Annotated in this window: 17 protein-coding genes; 12 read left to right on the forward strand and 5 right to left on the reverse strand. The window is 32.8% G+C overall.

The window, feature by feature from the left end; genetic code table 11:
* On the reverse strand, positions 1-926 hold a 926-nt coding region (locus tag AC1RRU_RS04210; RefSeq protein ID WP_493196451.1), incomplete at its 3' end, for a hypothetical protein.
* 28 nt (positions 927-954) lie between these two features.
* Between AC1RRU_RS04210 and AC1RRU_RS04215 the strand changes: the two genes are divergently transcribed.
* The 8 genes from AC1RRU_RS04215 to gtfB all read left to right on the forward strand — a co-directional run bounded on the left by AC1RRU_RS04215 (position 955) and on the right by gtfB (position 11,578).
* The gene (locus AC1RRU_RS04215) at positions 955-1,290 is read left to right on the forward strand and encodes an LPXTG cell wall anchor domain-containing protein (protein WP_080366123.1); all 336 of its coding nucleotides are present in this window, start codon (positions 955-957) and stop codon (positions 1,288-1,290) included.
* Between the two features lie 188 nt (positions 1,291-1,478).
* The gene (gene secY2 / locus AC1RRU_RS04220; protein ID WP_011274655.1) at positions 1,479-2,678 is read left to right on the forward strand and encodes an accessory Sec system protein translocase subunit SecY2; all 1,200 of its coding nucleotides are present in this window, start codon (positions 1,479-1,481) and stop codon (positions 2,676-2,678) included.
* Positions 2,679-2,687: 9 nt separating this feature from the next.
* A complete protein-coding gene (gene asp1 / locus AC1RRU_RS04225) occupies positions 2,688-4,262 on the forward strand; it encodes an accessory Sec system protein Asp1 (protein ID WP_011274656.1) in 1,575 nt (524 codons plus the stop codon).
* Entirely contained in the window at positions 4,252-5,814 is a 1,563-nt protein-coding gene (asp2, locus tag AC1RRU_RS04230) for an accessory Sec system protein Asp2 (RefSeq protein ID WP_493196452.1), read from the forward strand. The genes asp1 and asp2 overlap by 11 nt, the downstream gene beginning before the upstream one ends.
* Positions 5,798-6,340, forward strand: a complete 543-nt coding sequence (gene asp3, locus AC1RRU_RS04235) for an accessory Sec system protein Asp3 (RefSeq protein ID WP_070601157.1) — start codon at positions 5,798-5,800, stop codon at positions 6,338-6,340. Before asp2 ends, asp3 begins: the two co-directional genes overlap by 17 nt.
* Positions 6,333-8,723, forward strand: a complete 2,391-nt coding sequence (secA2, locus tag AC1RRU_RS04240) for an accessory Sec system translocase SecA2 (protein ID WP_011274659.1) — start codon at positions 6,333-6,335, stop codon at positions 8,721-8,723. Before asp3 ends, secA2 begins: the two co-directional genes overlap by 8 nt.
* A gap of 16 nt (positions 8,724-8,739) precedes the next feature.
* Positions 8,740-10,248 (forward strand): accessory Sec system glycosyltransferase GtfA, encoded by a 1,509-nt coding sequence (gene gtfA, locus AC1RRU_RS04245; protein WP_011274660.1) that lies wholly within the window; start codon positions 8,740-8,742, stop codon positions 10,246-10,248.
* Positions 10,241-11,578, forward strand: coding sequence for an accessory Sec system glycosylation chaperone GtfB (gene gtfB, locus AC1RRU_RS04250; protein ID WP_046464699.1), 1,338 nt, complete (start codon positions 10,241-10,243; stop codon positions 11,576-11,578). Before gtfA ends, gtfB begins: the two co-directional genes overlap by 8 nt.
* Positions 11,579-11,907: 329 nt before the next feature.
* On the opposite strand, the gene AC1RRU_RS04255 is transcribed toward gtfB, so the two are convergent.
* The 4 genes from AC1RRU_RS04255 to AC1RRU_RS04270 are packed head-to-tail and all read right to left on the reverse strand — an operon-like array spanning position 11,908 to position 13,775.
* Positions 11,908-12,906 (reverse strand): sensor histidine kinase, encoded by a 999-nt coding sequence (locus tag AC1RRU_RS04255; RefSeq protein WP_011274663.1) that lies wholly within the window; start codon positions 12,904-12,906, stop codon positions 11,908-11,910.
* Positions 12,907-12,909: 3 nt separating this feature from the next.
* On the reverse strand, positions 12,910-13,296 hold the full coding sequence (locus AC1RRU_RS04260) for a response regulator transcription factor (RefSeq protein ID WP_011274664.1): 387 nt from the start codon (positions 13,294-13,296) through the stop codon (positions 12,910-12,912).
* Entirely contained in the window at positions 13,293-13,562 is a 270-nt protein-coding gene (locus tag AC1RRU_RS04265; protein ID WP_011274665.1) for a response regulator, read from the reverse strand. The genes AC1RRU_RS04260 and AC1RRU_RS04265 overlap by 4 nt, the downstream gene beginning before the upstream one ends.
* Positions 13,563-13,583: 21 nt before the next feature.
* Complete coding sequence (locus AC1RRU_RS04270) at positions 13,584-13,775, reverse strand: hypothetical protein (RefSeq protein ID WP_011274666.1); 192 nt, start codon at positions 13,773-13,775, stop codon at positions 13,584-13,586.
* 217 nt (positions 13,776-13,992) lie between these two features.
* Between AC1RRU_RS04270 and AC1RRU_RS04275 the strand changes: the two genes are divergently transcribed.
* The 4 genes from AC1RRU_RS04275 to AC1RRU_RS04290 all read left to right on the forward strand — a co-directional run bounded on the left by AC1RRU_RS04275 (position 13,993) and on the right by AC1RRU_RS04290 (position 15,909).
* Positions 13,993-14,121, forward strand: a complete 129-nt coding sequence (locus AC1RRU_RS04275; RefSeq protein ID WP_011274667.1) for a hypothetical protein — start codon at positions 13,993-13,995, stop codon at positions 14,119-14,121.
* Between the two features lie 21 nt (positions 14,122-14,142).
* Entirely contained in the window at positions 14,143-14,934 is a 792-nt protein-coding gene (locus AC1RRU_RS04280) for a DUF4352 domain-containing protein (RefSeq protein ID WP_011274668.1), read from the forward strand.
* A 67-nt stretch (positions 14,935-15,001) separates the two neighbouring features.
* Positions 15,002-15,358, forward strand: coding sequence for a membrane protein (locus AC1RRU_RS04285; RefSeq protein ID WP_011274669.1), 357 nt, complete (start codon positions 15,002-15,004; stop codon positions 15,356-15,358).
* 74 nt (positions 15,359-15,432) lie between these two features.
* Positions 15,433-15,909, forward strand: a complete 477-nt coding sequence (locus tag AC1RRU_RS04290; protein ID WP_011274670.1) for a peptide-methionine (S)-S-oxide reductase — start codon at positions 15,433-15,435, stop codon at positions 15,907-15,909.
* Positions 15,910-15,941 lie beyond the last annotated feature (32 nt).

Genomic DNA, 15,941 nt, shown 5'->3' on the forward strand with positions numbered 1-15,941 from the left:
AGTGCGTCAACATCAACAAGTGAGAGTGACTCAACAAGTACAAGTACGTCATTAAGTGGATCAACATCAACAAGTGTGAGTGATTCAATAAGTGGAAGCACATCATTAAGTGGATCAACATCAACAAGTGTGAGTGACTCAACAAGCACAAGTACATCAGATAGTGCATCAACGTCAACAAGCGTGAGTGATTCAACAAGTGCAAGCACATCATTGAGTGCGTCAACATCAACAAGTGTGAGTGACTCAACAAGTGCAAGCACATCATTGAGTGCGTCAACATCAACAAGTGTGAGTGACTCAACAAGTGCAAGCACATCATTGAGTGCATCAACATCAACAAGTGTGAGTGACTCAACAAGTGTGAGCACATCATTAAGTGGATCAACATCAACAAGTGTGAGTGACTCAACAAGTGCAAGCACGTCATTAAGTGGATCAACATCAACAAGCGTGAGTGATTCAACAAGTGTAAGCACATCATTGAGTGCGTCAACATCAACAAGTGAGAGTGACTCAACAAGTACAAGCACATCATTAAGTGGATCAACGTCAACAAGTGTGAGTGATTCAACAAGTGCAAGCACATCATCAAGTGAATCAACGTCAACAAGTGTGAGTGATTCAACAAGTGCAAGCGTATCGACATCAATCAGTACATCAATATCAATGAGCGAATCAAGTTCAACAAGCGCAAGCACATCAGATAGTACATCTACGTCAGCAAGTACGTCAGAAAGTAGAAGTGCTTCACATTCAATGAGTGGAACAGATTCAAATAATACTTCAAGCTCAGACAGCAAATCACATTCAATCAGTAATTCTGATTCTAATACGACGTCAGATAGTGCATCAGCATCAACAAGTATTAGTGATTCAAGTAGCACAAGCACATCAGATAGTAATGCTTCACATTCATTCAGCACATCACATTCTGTAAGTGAATCAAATTCTATGAGTACTTCTCACTCACAATTTGATTCAATATCAACTTCAGAAAGTATGAGTGGAACAGATTCAACAAGCTTGAGCACGTCACTAAGTCACTCAGCATCAACTTCAAACAGTACGTCAATGACTACTTCTGAATCTCAAAGTAATAATGATTCACAAATGCATAGCAATTCACTTCATCATGATGCTAAAGATGAATTGCCTGATACTGGAGATAGTGACTCTAATTCAACAGGACTTGTATCAGCTGTTGCAGCAATGTTAGCGGGATTAGGATTATTTGGTAAATCTCGTAAAAATAAAAAAGATAAAAAGAATAAAGGATCAGAACAATAAACTACTTCATGTGGGAGATAGATTTATAAAATAATCACTTTTCTATAAATTGGTTGTCTATCCTTAAAAAAAGAGGCTAAAGTATAATTATTGGTTGGAATAATGTATGTATAAACCAAACTAATTAATATCTTTAGCCTCTTTGATATAATGTAAAAAACTTTATTTTTAAAATTTTAGGTGAAATTATGATTAAGAAACATGAATATAAGATTTTATACAAGAGGATTTTATTTACCTGTTTCATTTTAATTGTTTACATTTTTGGAAGTAATATTTCAATAGTGGGTTCGGAAGGTATTTATGATAACAAAGATACATTTTTCAAATTAGCAGTTTCAAATGTAGGTGGGGATCTTCATACATTAAATGTATTCTCATTAGGTCTTGGACCTTGGTTAACATCACTAGTTATCATTATGTTATTAAATTATCGTAATTTGGATCAAGCAACGAAACAAACACGTTCTGAAAAGCATTATAAGGAAAGAATTATAACAATAGTGTTTGCAATATTTCAAAGTTATTTTGTAATCAGTACGTATATTCATAATAACTTTATTAAAGATTCAAACATCATTTTACTCATGCTAATTCTTGTTGCGGGGACAATGTTATTGGTTTGGTTAGCAGATCAAAATATTACATACGGTATTTGTGGTCCAATGCCAATTGTATTAACAAGTTTAATCAAATCATTATTTAATAACCAACACTTTTTTAAGTTAAGTGTAAGTGTCTTATTACTTATATTAGTAATTGTGACATTAGTCATAGCATTACTCATTCTATTATTTATTGAGTTATCGGAATATCGACTCAATTACAAAGACATCATGAATAACTCTACGAATAAGACACCAACATATTTAGCATGGAAATTAAATCCGGCTGGAAGTATTTCAATTATGATTAGTTTATCAGTATACGTACTGTTAAATAATATGATTAATTTAATAGCTACATTGCTCGGGTCAAACGCAAATTTCGAATTTTTAAGTTTTGCTAATCCGATAGGTATTATGTTTTATATTGTGTTACAAATCGTACTGAGTTACTTGCTGTCACGATTTTTGATTAATACTAAGAAAAAGGCGGATGAATTTCTAAAGAATGGGAATTATTTTGATCCTATACGTCCGGGTCGTGAGACAGAGCGGTATTTAAATAGTAAGGCTAGAAGAGTATGTTGGACTGGTGCCATATTGGTAGCATTGATTCTGGCAGTGCCATTATATTCAACATTGTTGGTGCCCAATCTATCAACAGAAATTTACTTTTCAATGCAACTGATTATCTTAGTGTACATCAGTATTAATATTGGTGAGACGATTCGCACGTACTTATACTTTGATCGTTACAAGCAAATCTTGAATAAATATTGGTAGGAGATAGTTATGAAACAGTTTATACCTGCATGGTACGATTCGAACAATTGGTGGGATAGCGCTGTTGTGCCCTTTTATATAAAAAGAAAAACGACAGAATTTGATGACATGGTAAGTTTAATGTTGATGCATCATAAAAACAATGAACCATTCAATACAATCATCTTGAATTATAATCCCCTGTTGCGATTATTTTTACATCGTCATGAGCTTTATGAAATGAATTATTGGTCTCTTTTTGATGAGATACAAGGTGCAACGCATGGCACACCTGTAGCAATTGATTATAGAGAATTATCTTGGCCAGAAGACACTGAATTTATTTATACGCCATTTCAAGTCTTGGCCATTAAAAGTGATAATCAATTTTCTAAGATGATTTTTAGTCAAGAAGGCTATTTAATTTGCATTGAGGATTATGAACACAAAACACTAAGCCGTAAATTGATATTTGATGATAGAGGGTTTGTGTCATCGATTGAAATTTATCATGATGGACAATCACCAATGAAACGATATTACTTAGCGGTTAAAGGTCAGATCATTATGACTCAAGATTTTATGACTGAAAAAATTACTATCCAACCAGAATTCTATGACCTTTTTCAGAAGAAGTCATATGGCAATATGGATGAACTTATTTTTGAAAAAATTCAACAATACAATACTTCAACATTAGCGGATGACGATAAAGTGATTATAGCTGCAGATAAAAGACACAATTATGTATTAACAGATACATTCAAACCTGAGAATATGTGTTTCTCATTATTCAGCCAGAGAAATGCATACATCGATGCGACGTTATTAGAAACTATTGGAAAAGCGAATCAATGTATAGTTGATACACAAGCAAATGCGACTAAATTAAATCAATTCATAACTCAGAATCCTGAGTACCAGCCATTCAAAATTATGCGCGTAACGCCGTTTGATGCACAAATGTTACCTAATATAAGTAGTCAATTGTATGAAACGAATATTGGCGTTTGGATAGATTCACTTAGTGAAGAAGACTTAAAAACGGTTATCGATCAATTGAGTCAATACGTCTCTCAACATGAACAAACCATAATCCATCTGTTAACGCGATTAAATGAGAACGATATACAGCAATGGTTAAGAGATGAAATAGATCAATTAAATGCATTGTTAAATGTTGAGGAAGAAGAATTCTCTCCAGAAGTTCAAGATATTTTACAAACGGAACTTGAAGAAGATGAAATAGAAAAGGTTAAGTTAATTTATGTGCCTTTCGAAGAAGATTTAATGAAGGAATTGTCGCAATTAAGAGTGATTGTAGATTTAAACCAAGAGCCTGATTTATATTTACAAATTTCAAGTATTAGTGCAGGCGTTCCACAAATCAATAGGCGAGAGACAGATTATGTAGATGATAAGTTAAATGGTTTAATTATCGATAATATCCAACAATTAAGGGTAGCGCTAAATTATTTTATAAACAATCTGAAGAATTGGAATTATTCGTTTGCGCATTCTATTAAATTGAGTGATGAATTCAGTTCAGAAAAGATAATCCAAAGATTAAATAGTGTGATTGAAGGTGAAATTCATGGCACGTAAATTCAGAATCTTACAAGTAGGTGGGAAAGATTTAGAACCATTATTTGATAGTAAAAAAGGTGTTGAATGGGATTATTTAGATGATGCATTATTTACGTTTGATAGTGGTTATATTGAAGCGGTAAAAAGCATTATAAAAGCATTTGGTAACTTTGATTTAGTATTTGTACAAAGTGCTTACTCACCTGAATTAATGGATTTATTACGAGTCGTCGCTACACCTCACAATACGGTCATCGATGCACAAATGTGGTCTCCGAATTATGATGCTGAACCATTAATCCAACACAAATTTGTAAAGAAACTTAATTATCAAACTGAGGAAGATCTACACCATCAATTGTTAGCTGTGACATTTCCTGGGCAATATGGCGATAGAGTATCACCAATTAAGACAACTGTTAACCCACATTTTCAAGGAACGTATAAATATGAGGGGAACAAGTCACTCGTGTTAGAAGGTGATTTCGGTACATCATTCAAACCTATTGTTACGTGGATACAAAGTTTAGTAAGTGATGAAGATAAGGTTAACGAGCTTTGGCCGGAGTATTCACTTGAAGGAGATGTCGAAATCGAGTACACATTTAGATTATCTCCGTTTGGATCAACGGAATATCCAGATACAACATTACGTTTTGAGCATAAAGATTTAAATCAACCTATTCAATTACCATTAAGGACGACTCAAATGAATGTCAGCGTATCTCTTAAAGCAAAAGGAAAGGGTAAATTACGTATTGGTGCCATTCATAAACGTTGGTCACGACTAGAAATGGGACAATTTATTATGGGTGGACAGCGTTTTACTGATGAGAAACGAGATGAGTTTAGACATTATTTCAATCCAGGTGATATGAAGCCTCCGCTCAATGTGTATTTTAGTGGTTATCGTCCTGCTGAAGGATTTGAAGGCTATTTCATGATGAATAAGATGAATGCGCCGTTTATCTTAATTGGTGACCCTCGTCTTGAAGGTGGTTCATTTTATCTTGGATCCGAAACTTTTGAACAAGGGATTATCAATGTGATTCAAAATGCCTTAGACTTTTTAGGTTTCAAGCATGATGAACTTATACTATCAGGGTTATCTATGGGATCATTTGGTGCCTTGTACTATGCAGCTCAATTAGAACCAGCTGCGGTTGTAGTAGGGAAACCGTTATTAAATATTGGGACTATAGCAGATAATATGAAATTGTTACGTCCAAATGAATTTGGCACTGCAAATGATGTGTTGTTGGCGAATACAGGTGGTATTTCCACTTCAGATGTTCAACATTTAGATTCACGTTTTTGGGAAAAATTAAAAAACAGTAATCTAACAAATACAATATTTGCAATTGCATATATGTACAATGATGATTATGATGCTACGGCATTTCAAAATTTATCACCAGTATTGAGTCAACAAGGTTCACATGTTATGAGTCGTGGTGTACCGGGTCGACATAATGATGATTCACCTACAATAACAAGTTGGTTTGTCAACTTTTATAACATTATATTAAAAGATCAATTCGGGAGAGATAGCGATGTCAGCATTAAATAGTTATACATTAACGTGCCGTCATATAAATACTACAACCTTTATGTATGGTACGAAATTACGCATTGAGGATGATGGAACATACTTTAACAATCCATTGATGCCATCAGGGACTGTTATACATGATTGGCGTATGTTAACAACTTTTAGTGAACATAAATACGCGCCATCGCTCCCTATTTTGAAAAAGAAACAACAATATAAAGTGATTTTAAATTACAATGTCGAGCCTCTAGGGAGTGTGTATATAAAGATTACATTTTATCGTAAAAATGACACGGAACATTCCAATTTAATCATTCAAAATAGTGATGCAGAATTCGAATTTCCTGAAGAGGCTTATGCTTATAAAATTGAATTAATAAATGCTGGCTTGTCGGAACTTTTTTTCAAAAATATTATTATTCAAGAGTTAGATACAGATGAATCTGAAACACACTCTATCGTTGAAAGTAAAGTTAATTTAGATGTATTAAATCGAGTCATATTTGGCGAAAGTGTTTATGTGCGAGGTGATCAAAATGGCTAATCAAGTTAGTAATGTGATTAACTCGATGCGTTTGAAAAGATTACAGAAGCAGTTAGTGGCAGTAAATCGATTAAGTGATCAAATGCGAAACTGTTCAGATGAAGCATTACAAGCTAAAACAGCTGACTTTAAACAACGTTTAGAGAAACGGGAAACAACGCTGGATAAACTGTTGCCGGAAGCTTATGCAACGATTCGTGAAGCATCGAAACGTGTACTAGGTATGTATCCGAAAGATGTTCAAGTGATGGGCGCCATCGTGATGCATCAAGGTAATATAGCAGAAATGCAAACCGGTGAAGGTAAGACGTTAACAGCGACAATGCCCCTTTATTTAAACGCACTTACAGGAAAAAGCGCATTTCTAATTACTACGAATGATTATCTGGCGAATCGTGATTTTCAAGAAATGCGACCTTTATATGAATGGTTAGGCTTAACAGCGTCACTTGGCTTTGTGGATATTCCAGATTATGAATATGCCGAAAATGAGAAGCAAATGTTATATAACCATGACATCATTTATACAACAAATGGTCGCTTAGGATTTGATTATTTATTTGATAATTTAGCAGACCATATTAATGCTAAATATTTACCTGAATTGAACTTTGCGATTATTGATGAAGTTGATTCAATTATATTGGATGCTGCGCAAACACCACTGGTTATTTCTGGTGCTCCACGTGTGCAATCCAATTTATTCCATATTATTAAGATGTTTGTTGAAACGTTAGTTGAAGATGAACACTTTAAATTAAATGTGAATAAAAAAGAAGTATGGCTTACGGATGAAGGTATTGATGTAGCCAATCATTATTTTAAAGTGAATAATATCTACCTACCACAATATTTTGATTTGGTACGTGTCATTAACTTATCATTACGCGCGAAGTATCTGTTCAAAGACAATTTAGATTATTTTATTTATAATGGCGAAGTTGTACTTATAGACCGAATTACAGGGCGAATGTTGCCGGGTACCAAACTACAATCTGGTTTGCATCAAGCGATTGAAGCTAAAGAAGGTGTTGAACTATCACAAGATTTAAGTGTAATGGCGACAATTACCTTCCAAAATTTATTCAAATTATTTAATGGTTTTTCAGGGATGACCGGAACCGGTAAGTTGGGAGAAAAGGAATTCTTTGATTTGTATTCTAAGTTAGTAGTTGAAATTCCAACTAATCATCCGATTATTCGTAATGATAAAGAAGATCGAGTATATGCGAAATCAGATGAAAAGAATAAAGCGATACTTGAGAAAGTAAAAGAAATTCATGCCACTAAACAACCAGTACTCTTAATAACAAGAACTGCAGAAGCGGCTGAATATTTTTCAACCCAATTATTTAAAGACAATATCCCTAATAACTTATTAATTGCACAGAATGTTGCTAAAGAAGCACAAATGATTGCTGAGGCAGGACAACTGGGTGCTGTTACAGTTTCAACTAGTATGGCTGGTCGTGGTACAGACATTAAGCTTGGCTCTGGAGTCTATGAGCTCGGAGGACTTGCAGTCATAATCAATGAACATATGGAGAATAGCAGGGTTGACCGACAATTGCGTGGACGCTCTGGTCGTCAAGGTGACCCAGGTGTTTCACAGATTTATGTATCATTAGATGATTATATTGTTAAACGTTGGAGTAACTCTAAACTAGCTGAAAATAAAAAACTAAAAGACGTTGATCCAGACAAACTACAAGATAGTCCATTTTTCAGAAGAAGAGTAAGAGGAATTGTCTCTAAAGCACAGCGTGTATCTGAAGAAACCTCAATGATGGCGCGTGAAATGGCTAATGAATTCGAAAAAAGTATCGGCATTCAACGTGATCGTGTGTATGAAGAGCGCAATCGTATTCTTGAAACGTCAGACTTCAGTGCATTTGACTTTGATTCACTAGCGCGTGATGTCTTTGACTATGATTTGAGAACAAAGCATATTCATAATAAAGATGACATCATCAATTATATTTATGAGCAGTTGAGCTTTAGTTTCAAAGATGACGCTATTAGCCAACAGATTCAAACACGTGAACAAACCATTGATTATCTAGTGCAACAATTTAACAAACAATTAAAAGAGAATATGAAAATTGCAAATAACGATTATTTTAAATTACGATTTTTTCAAAAAGCAATATTGAAAGCCATAGATGTAGAATGGATAAATCAAGTTGATCAACTTCAACAACTTAAAGCGAGTGTTAATAATCGACAAAATGGTCAACGAAATGCAATATTCGAATATCATAAAGTAGCTTTAGAAACATATGAAATGATGCTGATAAATATTAAACGGGCAACGATTCGTAATTTATGTTTAAGTATTCTAACGTTTGATAAAGATCAAGATTTAGTAGTACATTTTCCTTAAAATGAGGTGTTCATAGATGACAGTATATAATATTAATTTTGGCATTGGGTGGGCGAGCAGTGGTGTAGAATATGCTCAAGCTTATCGTTCCAAATTATTAAGAGAGATAAATCAACCAGCTAAATTTATCTTTCTAGACTTTATTTCCGCAGAGAACATTCAAACGTTAACTGACAATATCGGGTTTAAAGATGATGAAGTGATATGGCTGTATCAATATTTCAGTGATATACCTATCGCACCAACGACGTATACGGTTGATGACTTGAAAAAGGATTTAGGTAATCCTGTCACTGCCCAAGTGGTTACTGGTAAAACTATGCGCTTATACATCGGGAATGATAAATCCTATGTGAGCTGTTATTTGAAGAATGAAGATGACATTATTGTCGATCGTGCAGAATTTGTCGTCAATGGTATGTTAGTTCGGAAAGATTACTATAGCTATGTACGAACTTTCTCGGAATATTATGCACCATATGAAAATCGTGCCAAATTATATAAGCGACAGTTTTACAATGAGGATGGCTCTATTGCTTATAAAGAATATATAGACGGAGAATCGAGTGTCTATGTATTTGAGGATGCTCGATTATACAGTAAACAGGAATTTGTAGCTTATTTTATGAAAAAGTTGCATCTGACTGAACAAGATATCGTTATTATTGATAGATCGACTGAAGTTGGTCAAAGTATATTAGAACATAAAGGATCAAGTAAAGTCGGTATTGTTGTACATGCGGAACATTATAGCGAAAATGCTACAAATGATACCTACATTTTGTGGAATAACTATTACGAATATGTATTTGCACAAGCACCATATATCGATTTTTATATCACTGCGACGGATTTACAAAATCAAGTTTTATCCGAGCAATTCCAAAAATATACATCACATCAACCTCGTGTCAGAACTATCCCAGTAGGTAGTCTACATCAATTAAGTTATCCAATTGGGGAAAGAAAGCGATATTCTATGCTTACGGCTTCTAGGTTAGCTAGTGAAAAACATGTAGATTGGATTGCGAAAGCTGTAATTAAAGCTAAAAAGAAAGTGCCAAAATTAACATTTGATATATATGGTCATGGTAACGAAAGATCGAAAATTGAAGAAATCATTAAAGAAAATGAAGCACAAGATTATATTCAACTTAAAGGTCATAAGAAGTTAGATGAAATCTATGTGAACTATGATTTATTTGTATCGGCTTCAACAAGTGAAGGGTTCGGTTTGACCTTAATGGAAGCGGTAGGTTCTGGATTAGGCATGATAGGATTCGATGTGAATTACGGTAATCCAACATTTATTAGTCACGGTGAGAATGGATATCTCATACCAATTGATAAAGATAACCAAGATGTCGAAGTCATTACAAATCTTATGGCTGAAAAAATTGTTCAGTATTTTAATGATGGGCCTAAGCATTCGCATGAGAAATCTTATAAAATTGCAGAATCATTTAAAACTGAGCATATTACGCAAAAGTGGCAAAATCTAATTGATGAGGTGCTATATGATTAATTTATTTGAAATATTTGATGAAGCATCACAAAAACTTCAACAATCACTTCAATTTGCAGGATTTAAACATGAGACCATTGTGATGGATGATGACGGTTTTTTACCCGATAACGTCATGACACCGTATCAATTTTTTGCAAATTATAAACGAAATGATGACGATAAACCAGCATTTTTTAATGAGGTTCAAGTGCCACCATTATGGGAAATTAAAGGTAATTATAATCATGCAGAAATTATAGATAATGGTAATGTAAGAGGGCGAATATTTTATCGCGAGTATTTTAAAAATCGAATTGTGAGTTTTGTGGAGTGGTTTGATACAAAGGACCGTTTGCGTTCGGTCGATTTTTATAACAAAGATGGATTTAAATTTGCGGAAACGGTATATGATTTAAATAAAAAGCCCATCTTGAAGACTTACGTAGATCGTCAAGGGAAAGAAGTGTTATATGAAAACTTTGTCACAAAAGATATTATATTAGATTGGCAAGGTCAATCGCATTTCTTTGCGTCAAAACAAGACTTCATTAGCTTCTATTTAGACCAAATAGATGTTGATACTTCAACTGTCTTCATCAATTCATTGGCAACACCATTTTTCGTGTTATATCAATCGAATCATATGTTGAATGCAGTGTTATTCTGGCAAGAACAAAGTCATAGTAATGTCCCGGGAAATATGAAGTTATTGTTAGATAAAGAGACGCTGAATTCAAAGGTAATTATCCCAGATAGTGCAGAATTTGAGGCTATTACATCCAATGTTGAGGCGCAGTATCGTCCTTTCATCAGTCAATTGGGCTACTTGTATGATTATCAGAAGCCTAATAATTATAACAAGCAAGTACTTAATTTAACGAATTCTGATGATCTTCCAAATTTAGAAGAAATTATACGACAGTGTGAAGATTATGAATTTCATATTGGTGCTATTACCGAAATGTCAGCTAAATTAATGAGCTTGGGTAAATATGATAACGTTAAACTTTATCCAACAATCACCCAAGCGAAGATTGATCAATTATTCCAAACATGTGATGTTTATTTAGATATCAATAAAGGTGGAGAAATCGTTAATGCTATTGAACGTGCAATGCTCCATAATCAATTAATTTTGGCTTATGATGAAACTGCGCATCGTCGTTCATTTATTGCTAAAAAGAATATTGCAAAGCAAGACGAACCTCAACAATTAATTGATATATTAAATGAAATTGCTAATGAACCAAGTGTATTTAAAGAGCGAGTCATTGCACAACAAGAACAGAATAATCGTATTGAAGAAACTACGTTCAAAAATGTCATTACGAATGCGTTAAATCATTAAATGAGGATAATAAAGCTTTTGAGATGAATGAAGACTTACAAAAAGTCTACTTTTACTCAAAAGCTTTTTGTTTTGTAAAGGTGTTCTTAGATAGATGGTTACTCAAATAAGTTGATACGCGTTCCTGGTATGTCATAGCACTTAGGTTCATCATTCCACTTTAGTTGAGATGCTCCCCCCTAGGCGTCTTCGCAATTATGTTTCGTATTCTATCTTAGAACTACACACTAAAGAATGTGAACGTTTATGTTTTTTTATGTGGTTTTAATTTAAAACAATTTTCAAGAAAGTATATCTAGTTTTAACAAATAAATGATTTATATAAATAGTTACTCTCTGTTGTTTTCAATAGTGATTATAGTACCGTTAGAATCAGATTTAATATTTAATTTTAAAGAGAATCTTTCGCAAATATCTTTAATAATAGTTAACCCTTTAGATTTAGTAGACATATCATTAAAGCCAATGCCATTATCCTGAATAGTAATATAATTCTCATTTAGATAAATGGTAATGCGCGATGAATTAGAATGTTTATAAACATTAGAAATAATGTTATCGAATAAGCGCTCATACCATAATTGGTCACCAAGCCAATAAATACGGTTACCTTCAACATTTAGAATGGTTAGTATGTTCTTTGAATCTAATAGATAGTGCCATTTATCAATTGTTGTGTTTATACATGCTTGTATATCAACTTGGTGGTTAAACGTATAAAATTTAGAAATATCATCTTTGTTAGGTAATGCCTTAATTAAATTAGAAATATAGTTTATCTTTTCATAAGATAATTCTATATCATTATCATTAATTTGGTATTGAAATCCGAGTTGGTATAACTCTAAATTTAATGCAGTTAGAGGCGTATTAATATCATGAGCAAGTTGATTAATGTAATTTTGTTCTTGCTTTTTGTTTTCGATAATTTCTAACTCTCTATATCTTAGTCTGTCTATTAAGATATTTATAGATTGGCCAACTTCATCAATTTCGTCATTTATATGAGTAGGTATGTCTAATTTATTAGGTAATTTATCACTATTAGCAATGTCTAATAATTTATCATTAAGTAAACGTAAACGATTCACGATTTTATATACATAGCGTGAGGCAATAATAACTAAAGTAATTAGAATTAAGAAGAAAAAGATGTAAAAAATTATTGTAAGGCCACTGGATTTAAAATTTAAACCGATTGGATAACCCAAGACTTTTTCAATAAATAGAATACATAGTAGTATCATGCTATTGATAGCTAAAAAAACTAGAGGTATCGATAATAAACCCAATCCCATGAACATATAGTATTTTTTTAAAAGTCTCATAAATTAGCCCCCATTTAATCTATAACCAATACCATAAATAGTCTCAATAATTGTTCCAGAATCTAATAACTTAGTTCTTAATTTTTTTACATAAGCGTTCAAAGTATTTTCAGAAGCGGATTCAAATTGCCAAACGTAATCAATAATTTGATTCTTTGTTAAAATCAAATCTCTATTTTCATACATATAGAAAAATAATCGACGTTCCGTTTTAGTTAAAGATAATTGGTTTCCATCATTAGATTTGATTATCTTGTCTTTAGCATTAACTTTAAACTCATAAAATTGAGCCTCTTTATCAGCATAATGGATAGTTAAAAGATTATTAATTCTAGAAATAAGTTCTCTCGGATTGAAAGGTTTGGTAAGGTAATCATCGCCATTATTCAAACCTTTAACTTTAGAATCGATATCAACTCTTGCTGATAAATAATAGGTATAGTAGAAATGCTTCTTATTTCATCAGTGATAGACAAACCATCATTATTGGGTAACATAATATCCATAATAATGATATGAACGTCATTCAATACGTTAAAAACGCTATCTCCAGTTCTATCTAATGTCACCTGTGCACCTTTTTGTTGTAATATTTGTTTTAAATTTTTAGCGATGGTTTCATCGTCTTCTACTAATAAAATATGAAACCCCTCCATATATTTCACCTCCATGTTTTATTAATTAATTAATATAAATGTTGGTATATAGAATAGCACGTATAAACCAAAGAATAATACGGGAATTTTAAATGTAGGAGAATAATCTTTATCTCTTAACCATGAAAGTATTTCGTATATTCCTGTTAAAAAAGCTATTGCTAAACTCCCCATTGAAATGAGTAATAATACAGATGATATGATACCAGTCATTCATATGCACTCCTTTATTTGATTTTGTAATTCCAGTTTAAAAACTAATTCTGAAAAAGTTATGAATAATTCGTATTATCTTCTTAAATTCATATAAAAGAGTACGAAAGGTTGGGATATCAATTAATTATTTATGTCACTGAAAAAGTTAAATCAAATATAAAAAATATATGTAAATAGTATCTTTTCAATTTACAAAAAAGATGAGGAGGCTAATATGAAAAGATTATTTTTTATAAGTATTATATTTTTAGTATTTTTAAGAGGATGTTCCCTCAGTGACAACAAAGATAAAGCAGAAAGTGAAGAAGCCAATAACAAGGCTAAAGCTACAGACAAAATGTAAAAATTTAAAATAGGTCAAGTCGTGGATGCTCACGGTGTAGATATTAAAGTAGTTAAAGCAGAATTCGTAGATAACTATGATGAGTATAGTGCACCTGTAAATGGCAAAGCCTTGAGAGTATACATAAATTTTAGAAATAATAACGATGATCAAGTTTTAATGGATAATACTGATTTCAGTATGAAAGTAAATAACGAGAATTATGAAGAATGGTATGGTAGTGAAGATATGCATGAAGGATTTAGCCACCAATTAAATCAGCATAACACTGCATCAGGCTACATTACTTATGATGTACCGGATAGTGATCATTATACTTTAGAATTAGATACCATACCTAATTTCAACAAAGTTAGGGCACAATGGATTATTAATAAATCAGAAATTAAGAATTCAAATGTCACTAAAGATACTTTGACTAGCTCAACTACAGATGTTGAGGACGAATCAGATACAACATCTTCTAGTAAAAAAAATGATGATTCTAATCAAGCGGACGTGGGCGTGACATACCCTGCTTATATGTATAATGCTTTAGTAGATGAATATAATTCACTCACTGATGGTGAAAAGATGAACCATGTATCTAAAGATGTGTTAGAAATTGAGTATGATCAATTAGAAGCTTGTGTAGAAGCATTGTATGAGAAAGAAAATGCTAAAGCGAAAAAGAATACGAAAAAGCAATGCAAGATTATGAAGACCAATTGGCTCAAGAAGAATATGAACAACAACAAGCAGAACAAGCTGAAAATGAAGCATCTGAATCTGATGACAATTCAAATGGTCCTGGTTCTGATGATCCTTCATTAGACAGTGGAACAGAAGATACAGAAGTTACTTCTTCTGAAGATGACGCAGCATAGAAAAGGAGGTAACAATGGAACATAATTATATGAATGAACCTAAGCCAACTAACAGAATTATTGAAATGATTCTTGGAATAACAGGAAGTATATTTGGAATTATTGGTGGATTGATTGCGCTAATTCTAACAAACTATGACAAAAGTTATGGTTCAGAACTTGTTGGATTAATGACTATTGTGGCAACCAGCTCTATTATTTTATCAGCAATAACTTTAACATTAAGCTGTTTAATTAATAAAAGACGTGTCTTAATTGGTATTATACTTATTGTTGCTGCAATAATTCATATATATTTATTAGGATTTTTTGGTTATTTATCAGGTATTTTAATCCTCGTTGCTGGGATTATCGCATTAGTTAGGAAATAATTTGATAGAATAGAAGGAAACTATGACAAAGTCCTTCTATTTTTTTAATTATAAATTGAAATGAGTTGTTAGAGATGGAAACTGTATACATTGCAGGTGGATGTTTATGGGGTGTTCAAGCGTTTATAAAAACATTGCCAGGTGTCTTATCGACTGAAGCGGGACGTGCAAATGGAATATCTGAAACACTTAGTGACAAATATGACGGCTATGCAGAATGTGTCAAAACGTCATTCGACCCTATGCAGACATCAATTACTGACTTAATGAATTATCTTTTTGAGATTATAGATCCATATAGTATTAACAAACAAGGCGTTGATGAAGGACCCAAATATCGTACAGGTATTTATAGTGATGAACAGAAGCATCTTGAAGAAGCACGCGACTTCATCTCAAAACGACCTGATAAAGAGCGAATTGCCGTAGAAGTGTTACCTTTAAATAATTACGTTGCAAGTGCTGAGGAACATCAAGACAGACTCGATAAACATCCAGAAGATATCTCATACTGTCATGTTACGCCTGACATGTTGAAAAAGTATCTTTGAAAATTTCCATTGATACAATAATCACTATTTTG

The organism is Staphylococcus sp. GW821-FHT11H10 (assembly GCF_058807855.1).

Excerpts from the sequence above, each read along its gene's own strand:
- AC1RRU_RS04215 (WP_080366123.1), top strand. The coding sequence starts at position 955 with ATGAGTACTTCTCACTCACAATTTGATTCAATATCAACTTCAGAAAGT.
- secY2 (WP_011274655.1), top strand. The coding sequence starts at position 1,479 with ATGATTAAGAAACATGAATATAAGATTTTATACAAGAGGATTTTATTT.
- asp1 (WP_011274656.1), top strand. The coding sequence starts at position 2,688 with ATGAAACAGTTTATACCTGCATGGTACGATTCGAACAATTGGTGGGAT.
- asp2 (WP_493196452.1), top strand. The coding sequence starts at position 4,252 with ATGGCACGTAAATTCAGAATCTTACAAGTAGGTGGGAAAGATTTAGAA.
- asp3 (WP_070601157.1), top strand. The coding sequence starts at position 5,798 with ATGTCAGCATTAAATAGTTATACATTAACGTGCCGTCATATAAATACT.
- secA2 (WP_011274659.1), top strand. The coding sequence starts at position 6,333 with ATGGCTAATCAAGTTAGTAATGTGATTAACTCGATGCGTTTGAAAAGA.
- gtfA (WP_011274660.1), top strand. The coding sequence starts at position 8,740 with ATGACAGTATATAATATTAATTTTGGCATTGGGTGGGCGAGCAGTGGT.
- gtfB (WP_046464699.1), top strand. The coding sequence starts at position 10,241 with ATGATTAATTTATTTGAAATATTTGATGAAGCATCACAAAAACTTCAA.
- AC1RRU_RS04255 (WP_011274663.1), bottom strand. The coding sequence starts at position 12,906 with ATGAGACTTTTAAAAAAATACTATATGTTCATGGGATTGGGTTTATTA.
- AC1RRU_RS04265 (WP_011274665.1), bottom strand. The coding sequence starts at position 13,562 with ATGGAGGGGTTTCATATTTTATTAGTAGAAGACGATGAAACCATCGCT.
- AC1RRU_RS04270 (WP_011274666.1), bottom strand. The coding sequence starts at position 13,775 with ATGACTGGTATCATATCATCTGTATTATTACTCATTTCAATGGGGAGT.
- AC1RRU_RS04275 (WP_011274667.1), top strand. The coding sequence starts at position 13,993 with ATGAAAAGATTATTTTTTATAAGTATTATATTTTTAGTATTTTTAAGA.
- AC1RRU_RS04285 (WP_011274669.1), top strand. The coding sequence starts at position 15,002 with ATGGAACATAATTATATGAATGAACCTAAGCCAACTAACAGAATTATT.
- AC1RRU_RS04290 (WP_011274670.1), top strand. The coding sequence starts at position 15,433 with ATGGAAACTGTATACATTGCAGGTGGATGTTTATGGGGTGTTCAAGCG.